Below are 5,285 nucleotides of genomic sequence, written 5' to 3'. Positions count from 1 at the left end.
CCCAGGGGTGCGATCGCTAGCCCCAGACGAACATAGACAAAATTCTCCAGGTCAATTTGCGACAGCATTAGCCCCACGGCCAGCCCCAGCAGCAGGTTGCCACCCATCAGCCCGATCGCCAGAGCGATCGCCAAACCCACCAGCAGCCGGTACAACAGCTGGCGAGGTTCAGGCAGCCAGGTGCGCTGTAGGTCGTCGAGGTAAAACAGTCGGGGGCGCGACTCAAGCTGCTCGGCTAGCCAACCCAGGGTGGCCCGGTGCTGAGCTGGGTTACCCTGGGCCTGGGCTAGGCGATCGTCTAGGTAGCGCTGCACTAGATCAGCCCGATTTTGAATGGGTGGCTCTGCCGGATTTGTCATTGCCACCAGCATGGTCAGGTGCAGGGGCAGTCGCGCCAGCTGTTGCAACACCTTACTGCCCTTGATGACGGGCCACAGGTCGGGGCATTTTTGAGTCAGTACGTAGTCCTTAACCTGCTGCGCCGCCAGCGGAATGATGTTGATACCACCGTTGAACTGATCAAAAATCAGCCCCGACGATTCCATCACCTGGCGACGACAGCAGAGCAGGGCGGTCTGGTTGGGGTTGGTGCGCAGTAAAGCCTCCAGGGCGGCGGCAAACTTGCGCTGCTGAGGGGTAGGCAGGTTGTCAAAGCCGTCGACCAGCAGCATGAGCTGAGCCTGGTCGATCCAGTTGGCGGCGGTGGTCTTGGCCACGCGGTACTCGCGCCACAGGGTGGCGATTAGCCACTCGCGCATGGTTTCCCCGGCCCAGGCCGACACATCGAGCAGCACCGGCACCGGCCCACCCCGCTTGAGCAGCAGATCGCCGACGGCTAGCAAAGTATGGGTTTTGCCCACCCCCGCTTCGCCCAAAATCAGCAGGCGACCGTCAATGCCGTCGCGCTGGCACAGGTCTGCGATCGCCCCCACCGATGTCAGCACCTGGTTCTCCTGGCGGCCAAACTGTAGCCCCCAGACCCGGTAGTTCATCGGAATTTCGCGGCGCGAGGCTACCAGCGGTAACCCCTTGCGATGGGCCACCAGCTGCTGCCCCGCCGCCGCTGCCAACACCCGCAGGTTAGCCGCCACGGGAGGCTGGCCAGGAATCAGCGATCGCAGGGTAGTGGTAACCATAGGGGCAACCCTCACAAAGGCCTAGTAACGGGGTACCGATCGATCGACTGTCAGGGCGTAGGCATCAATGCCGCCGGTCACGTTCTTGAGTTGGGTAAAGCCCTGCTGGGCCAGCCAGCCGCACATCTGGGCCGACCGCATGCCGTGGTGGCAGAGCACAATGGTTTCGCGATCGGCCTCAAACCGGCTGTGAATTGTATCTGACCAATCGGCAAACTCGCTCAGGGGCAAATTCACAAACCCCGGTAGATTGGCAGTCTCCACTTCCTGGGGTTCGCGCACGTCGATCAGCTGCACAGCCTCGTCAGCCTCGGCCAGGCGCTGAGCCAAAGCCTCAACACTCAGGGGCTTGTAGGGGGTGGTATCGGAGGAAAACGTCATAGGGTCAAGGTTAGGAATGGGGGCAATCCACTAACGCTACCAGGCAAACCCAGCTAGGCATGCCTAAACTTACGCAACCATACCCCATTCACCCGGAAAGGTGGTATACCCAGGGCACGACCTAAAGGGCTAGAAGGAGGCATCCGTTGAAAACCATTGGTCTGATTGGCGGCATGAGCTGGGAATCTTCGCTGGAGTACTACCGCATTCTCAACCAGGCCACCCGAGCCGAGCTGGGGGGCTTACACTCCGCCAAAGTGATCATGTTTTCGGTCGACTTTGCCGATATGGCGGCCATGCAGCACGTCGGCAACTGGGCCGATATTTCAGACATTTTGGTCGAAGCGGCCCAAAAGCTGCAAATGGCCGGGGCCAGTATGGTGCTGCTGTGCGCCAACACCATGCACTTGCTAGCCGACGATATCGAGGCCCGCATTTCTGTTCCCCTGGTGCACATTGCCGATGCGGTTGCCGAACAAATCAAATCTCAGGGACTAGGGCGAGTGGGGCTGCTGGGCACCAAATTCACCATGGAGCAAGACTTCTACCGCCAGCGATTAATCGAGCAGCACGGTCTAGAAGTCGTTATCCCCGGTGATAATGGCCGAGCGGCGGTGCACAACATTATCTACGACGAGCTGTGCCAGGGCCAGTTTAAGCCTGACTCCCGCCAAAGGGTACTGGCCATCTGCCAGGAGCTGGTTGAGGCCGGAGCCGAAGGGGTAATTTTGGGCTGCACCGAGCTAGAGCTGCTGGTGAAGGATGCGACGGCAGCGGTGCCGCTGTTTCCTACCACCCGCATCCACGCCGAGGCCGCCGTTGCTCTGGCTTTGGGTTGATAAGGCCTACGAGAGCTAAGGTTCTCGCAGGCCGTCTTTGCTAGGGATGTTGAGCTATCTAGCTAAAGTTTGCAGCCATCGCCGGAGGGTTATTTCTGCATCAACTTCGTCTAGCTTGGCTTGGGCCAAAAACTCGTACAGTTTAGCTTTAGCCACCATCGGAAAGGTTGGGCTGGTCTCAACTTCCTGGTACACCGCGTTTTCAAGTTGATAAATGCGCCAGATTTTGCCGTTGTAGCGCCAAAATTCCGGTATTCCCAGGTTGGCACAGAGGTTGAGCTTGTCAATGTCGCTATGGGTAATGTCAACTTCCACCACCAAATCGGGGGGTGGGTCGGTTTGCAGGTCAATGGTTTTGCCCATCACTAGGGGCTGATTTTGAATGTAGTAGGCGTTGTCAGGCTCAGCACCGCGATCTAAATCTTCGCGATCGAGGATGGTGGAGCCCAGGGTTTTGATTTTTAGCCCTCGTTCTACCACCAAAATGCGAATAAACAGCTCAATCAGGCGGACGGCAAATTCGTGGTCTTCGAGGGGCATGGTGATTTCGAGCGCACCGCGATCGTAGGTCAAGCGGGCCGCGCGGGTCTGGGGCAAGGCCTGGTAAATTTGCTGGTAAGCCTGCCAGTCAAGGCCCCGCAGCGTCACCCGCTTTTCGCCAAGGGCAACATTGGCCTGGATATGGGGAGTGCTAGTGACCATGGGCCTTCGCAATGGTGTACCCCTATGGTGCCATACAGCAGATGAGGATGAATCTGCCGCATCTCTTTTCGCCGTAGGGTGCCGTTAGGCGTGCCGGGGTCTTTGGATGATTCCCCAATTCACCGCCACGCCGTAACGCACCGCTTACCCATCGTGAGCATCTTGGTATGAAGGTCTAGAAACCGGGTTTCTAGGGCCAACACTCCGGACAGTTTTTGGGAGCCAACGGCAGAATGGGAGTTTCAGCCCTCTTCCACAGTGGTCTAGTCAACGAGAGATCAGGGGTTTCAGCGCTCGCCCAGACAAATGTCCGGACTATTGTAGGGCTGTAGCAATGACCCTAAGCTATGCAAAGAAGAAACCCGGTTTCTGGCGGTGGCGAACGTTTTACGGGATGAGTTTTGGTGCGTTGGCTGGGCGGGGGGTGTTGCAGATTTGCTGAGGATATTGGCCAGCCGAACACACCCTACGGGCGATCTATGTTCAGATGTTGCTTCAGGGAGTCAGAAACGCCAATCGCTTTGTCGAGGCCAATAACATTATCCCAGTTGGTATATTCATTCCAATAGATGCCTTCTAGTCTTGCTCCGGTTAAGTTTGCATTCTTCAAATTGGCATTCGTGAGGTTAGCGGCAAATAGATATGAGTTCTGAATGTTGGCATTTTCTAAATTCAAAAAACTCAAGTTTGCGCTCTCAAGAAATTGTCTACTGATATTGACTCCCTGCAAGTGCGGACCAACCACTCTAAGAAATATAGTTGGTGAAACACACGAGCTATAATTTATGAGTCTAGAAAGTGTAAGGTAAGTCCAGTCCTCATTCATAAGTTTACTGGGATTACCAAAAGGATAGAAATCGTCTTTTTCTATTGATGACAATTTTTTGATGTTCAAAATCAGGCAGAGAGTGTTAAGTCCAGTAAAGACATCTATCTGCCTTATTCCAAGTTTTTGATTGGAACTACTTCTGAAGTCTTGAATTTGTCGCTGTTTCCTTTGTGGTAAGTTCTCAGTTAACGAATCGATGAAGTCGCCATCTTGCCAGCTTAGATAGAAGCTGTAAAGACGATCAAAAAGCCTTTCAAGTTTGTTGCTAGCGAAGTCTAGAAGTAGCTGTATAACTAACTCTAGGATTTCCGAGGTCAATACGTGGCAGCCCAGCAGGTCATACATGCCCCAGCAAAACTCTGCGTCTTGGATGTCGTACTCGCGGTTGCGACCTGGTTGGCACCAGTCGATCAGGCTTTTGACGATGCGTTCGGCGCAGAGAAATTCGCCGAAGCTTTTGTGAACAAACTCGATGGAGCCTTCGCCCTGGCGGCCCGACTGCATGTAGAAAGCGGCAAGGGCATTGCGGAGGGGGGCTTCGCTATCTTGCAGGCGCTGCTGGGCCGCTTCGAGGAATTGTTTGGCGGCGCTGTCTTGCTGTAGACGCTGGGCGATCGCCCCTATCCGCGCAAACTCCATACCCGACTGCACCACACACAGCCCCGCCTCCATCAGAATGCGACGCAGGCTATCGGTATCAAGTTCGGCAATATCGCGGTTGAGCCAGTCGGGGCGCTGTTGAGTCAGCACCCAGTCCAAAGCGGTTTCGTAGATCAGCACCTTGGCCTTAGCGCCTTCAGCTCCATCAAACATTTCCAGGCGCAGGGCACCGTCGCGGTGCATGGCCCCCAGCAGGTACAGCAGCAGCGGTTCTCGCGCCAGCTCTTGCAGGCGATCGGGCAGGCGTGGGTCTTTAAGAATGCCTTTGAGATAGTTGGGGTCTTGTCCCATCAGCCTGCCCCATTTGACGAACCACTGGGTTTGCAGGTCGTCATCCATCGGCAAAATTTCGACCCGCTCCAGGTTAGGTGGTAGGCTGCGCTCGATGGACTGTAGCGACAGGGTGCGGCCTGTAATTAGTACCCGGTGGTTCTTTTCGGAATTGCGATCGCACTGTTCTTGAAACCGGCCCACCTGGTCAAGAAAGCGATCGAGCCCGCCGCTGGTGCGGCCCTCCATTAGCAGTTCGTCAAAGCCGTCGAGGATGAAGAGAAAGTTGACGTTGCGATCGGTCAGCCAGCCCGAGTCGGTTTTGGCAAAGTCGCGATCGATCGCCTTAGCCAGCGTTTCCTCAAAATCGTTCGACAGCACCGCCACATCCCGCAGGCGAATCAGAATCGGCGTCCAGCGGGGGTGCTCGTGGCGGTGCACCCAGTCGGCAAACATGCGGCAAAATAC

The 5,285-nt window shown here is 55.9% G+C and carries 5 protein-coding genes; 1 reads left to right on the top strand and 4 read right to left on the bottom strand.

Features of this window, described 5'->3' with window-relative positions:
* Together IQ273_RS29900 and IQ273_RS29895 are read right to left on the bottom strand one after the other, a co-directional pair.
* Nucleotides 1–1,136: NACHT domain-containing NTPase (locus IQ273_RS29900; protein WP_194026742.1), on the bottom strand; the 1,136-nt coding region annotated here is incomplete at its 3' end.
* Nucleotides 1,137–1,157: 21 nt separating this feature from the next.
* Nucleotides 1,158–1,517 (bottom strand): rhodanese-like domain-containing protein, encoded by a 360-nt coding sequence (locus IQ273_RS29895; RefSeq protein ID WP_194026741.1) that lies wholly within the window; start codon nucleotides 1,515–1,517, stop codon nucleotides 1,158–1,160.
* Nucleotides 1,518–1,663: 146 nt separating this feature from the next.
* Here IQ273_RS29895 and IQ273_RS29890 point away from each other — a divergent pair, with 146 nt between their 5' ends.
* Nucleotides 1,664–2,356, top strand: a complete 693-nt coding sequence (locus IQ273_RS29890) for an aspartate/glutamate racemase family protein (RefSeq protein WP_194026740.1) — start codon at nucleotides 1,664–1,666, stop codon at nucleotides 2,354–2,356.
* Between the two features lie 54 nt (nucleotides 2,357–2,410).
* Here IQ273_RS29890 and IQ273_RS29885 read toward each other — a convergent pair whose 3' ends face one another.
* Both IQ273_RS29885 and IQ273_RS29880 read right to left on the bottom strand, forming a co-directional pair.
* Entirely contained in the window at nucleotides 2,411–3,058 is a 648-nt protein-coding gene (locus IQ273_RS29885) for a Uma2 family endonuclease (protein WP_194026739.1), read from the bottom strand.
* A 466-nt stretch (nucleotides 3,059–3,524) separates the two neighbouring features.
* On the bottom strand, nucleotides 3,525–5,285 hold a 1,761-nt coding region (locus tag IQ273_RS29880), incomplete at its 5' end, for a pentapeptide repeat-containing protein (protein ID WP_194026738.1).

The organism is Nodosilinea sp. LEGE 07298 (assembly GCF_015207265.1).
Classification (GTDB): Bacteria; Cyanobacteriota; Cyanobacteriia; order Phormidesmidales; family Phormidesmidaceae; genus Nodosilinea.
Note: the sequence above shows the minus strand (reverse complement) of the source record. Positions and strands in the feature narration are given on the sequence as shown.

Coding starts and splice junctions, on each gene's coding strand:
- IQ273_RS29885 (WP_194026739.1), bottom strand. CDS start 3,058: ATGGTCACTAGCACTCCCCATATCCAGGCCAATGTTGCCCTTGGCGAA.
- IQ273_RS29895 (WP_194026741.1), bottom strand. CDS start 1,517: ATGACGTTTTCCTCCGATACCACCCCCTACAAGCCCCTGAGTGTTGAG.